Origin of the sequence: Paraburkholderia franconis (genome assembly GCF_009362735.1) — a bacterium.
Lineage (GTDB): Bacteria > Pseudomonadota > Gammaproteobacteria > Burkholderiales > Burkholderiaceae > Paraburkholderia > Paraburkholderia franconis.
The window spans coordinates 1-2,184 of the sequence record NZ_WHNP01000193.1; the positions used below are offsets into that span (position 1 = coordinate 1).

The window sequence follows — 2,184 nt, forward strand, 5'->3', positions numbered from 1 at the left end:
GGCGCGGGGCTTCGTCTATCTGACGGCCGTCGTGGACTGGGCGAGCCGCCGGGTGTTGGCGCACCGGGTGGCGATCACGCTGGAGAGCTGCCATGCTGTCGAGGCGCTGGAGGAAGCGTTTGCGAAATATGGGCTGCCTGAGATCGTCAACACGGATCAAGGAAGCCAGTTCACCGCAACCGAATTCACCGACGCGGTTCTCGGCCGGAAGGTTCTCCTGTCGATGGACGGAAAAGGCGCCTGGCGCGACAACGTGTTCGTCGAACGGGTGTGGCGCAGCGTCAAATATGAAGAGGTTGTGTGCTACGAACGCGACGGTTCGAAGGTAGAGCCGTTGCGATGCTTTATCAAAGATGAGGGCGGGCCCCTCGGAGTCGGCTTGCAGGAGCAGGCTTCAAACCACCACAAGCTGCGCGAGTTAAGAGCTCGCGTGGTGAGCGTTGATGGAAAAGGCGGAGCTCGACTCCGTCAGGTGAGGGTCAGGAAGACGAACGTGAGTGAACCGCTGATGACGTGTCGTAACGTACTAACTGAAGTCGAAACCGGGATCTTGACCTCTATCCCGCGACAAAGGTTGGGGGCTAACCTGTTTGCTGCCCAACTGGCTTCCGGCATGAAGGCGGCGTGATCTTGATCCAGGCTTTGATAAGGAACGTAGGAACCTGTCGTCCCGATGCCAAGGGAGAAATCCAAGCGGATAGCCTCCGCAAGGATGAGAGTACCGATGCGGGGCACAGGGGCGGAGGCGTTCGTAGTAGGGTTGAAGGCTCTGTAATGGGGCTGGACCGAAGGAACGCCGTCGTCTGGCTTGATCGTGCGAGCAACCCGCAAGGGGAGGACTCGCATGGATAAGGCAAAGCCGTTTGATATTTCCAAACGCGAAGTGTGGGAAGCGTTCAAGCGGGTGAAGGCAAATCACGGCGCGGCGGGCGTCGATGGACAATCGATTGCCGAGTTTGAAGAGGACCTGAGTAATAACCTCTACCGACTCTGGAACCGGCTGTCCTCGGGCAGTTATGTTCCGCCTCCCGTGCGGCGCGTGGATATTCCAAAGGCTGATGGCAAAACAAGACCGTTAGGAATACCAACTGTGTCGGATCGCATCGCGCAAATGGTGGTACGGCGATATCTCGAACCGATTCTGGAGCCAGTGTTCCATGACGATTCGTATGGCTATCGACCGGGCCGCTCAGCGCATCAGGCGCTTGCCGTTGCGCGTCAGCGTTGCTGGCGCGCGGACTGGGTGCTGGATCTTGATATTAAAGGCTTCTTCGATAATATCGACCATCCACTTCTGATGCGCGCGCTACGTCGGCATACGAACTGCAAGTGGGTGCTTCTATACATCGAGAGATGGCTTGTTGCACCGGTTTGTATGCCCGATGGCGCTTTGGTATCGCGGGATCGGGGGACACCGCAAGGGGCAGTTGTCAGCCCCATATTGGCTAACCTGTTCTTGCATTACGCGTTCGATCAATGGATGTCACGGAACTATCCCGGCGTCCAGTTTGAGCGTTACGCCGACGATGTCATTTGCCACTGCAAGAGCGAGGCGCAGGCCAAGCAATTACGAGCGGAGCTCGATGCCCGGCTTGCGGCTTGCAAACTACAGCTTCATCCGGAGAAGACGAAAATCGTCTACTGCAAGGACGACAACCGACGCGGCAGCTATCCGGTGCAACGCTTTGATTTCCTGGGTTATTGCTTTCGGCCCCGGAGTTCACTGAATCGATCTGGGACACTGTTCGTCAGTTTCGCTCCTGCGGTAAGCGACCAGGCGGCCAAGTCGATGCGGTTGCGAATGCGTCGATGGCGGCTGCACAGTCGCAATGATCTTGAACTTGTCGAAGTCGCTCGATGGACGCAGCCCGTGCTTCTGGGCTGGGTTCGCTACTACGGGCGGTTCCGGCCTTCTGCGCTTCGCGGGGCCTTGCGTACACTGGATTCGTTCATTGTTCGTTGGGCTCAGCGCAAATACAAGAAACTCCGCACGCACAAGCTGCGGGCATGGGATTGGTTGCGGCGTCTTAAAACGCAACGCCCGACCCTGTTCGCGCATTGGACGCTCGGAGCCACGGCTGGACGATAGGAGCTGTATGAGTCGAGAGGCTCACGTACAGTTCTGGGAGGGCCTGACGGTGCGATTCCGCTGGGCTACTCAACTATTTGAAAGCGTACGACTCG

The 2,184-nt window shown here is 57.9% G+C and carries 1 protein-coding gene and 1 pseudogene; both read left to right on the forward strand.

Going from position 1 to position 2,184, the window contains the following annotated elements:
- Positions 1 to 298, forward strand: a pseudogene (locus GCT13_RS47430) (transposase); the annotation flags it as partial.
- Between the two features lie 546 nt (positions 299 to 844).
- Positions 845 to 2,089: a group II intron reverse transcriptase/maturase gene (gene ltrA, locus GCT13_RS47435; RefSeq protein WP_152768411.1), complete on the forward strand. Its 1,245-nt coding sequence runs from the start codon at positions 845 to 847 to the stop codon at positions 2,087 to 2,089.
- The last annotated feature ends 95 nt before the right edge of the window (positions 2,090 to 2,184 follow it).

Coding starts and splice junctions, on each gene's coding strand:
- ltrA (WP_152768411.1), top strand. CDS start 845: ATGGATAAGGCAAAGCCGTTTGATATTTCCAAACGCGAAGTGTGGGAA.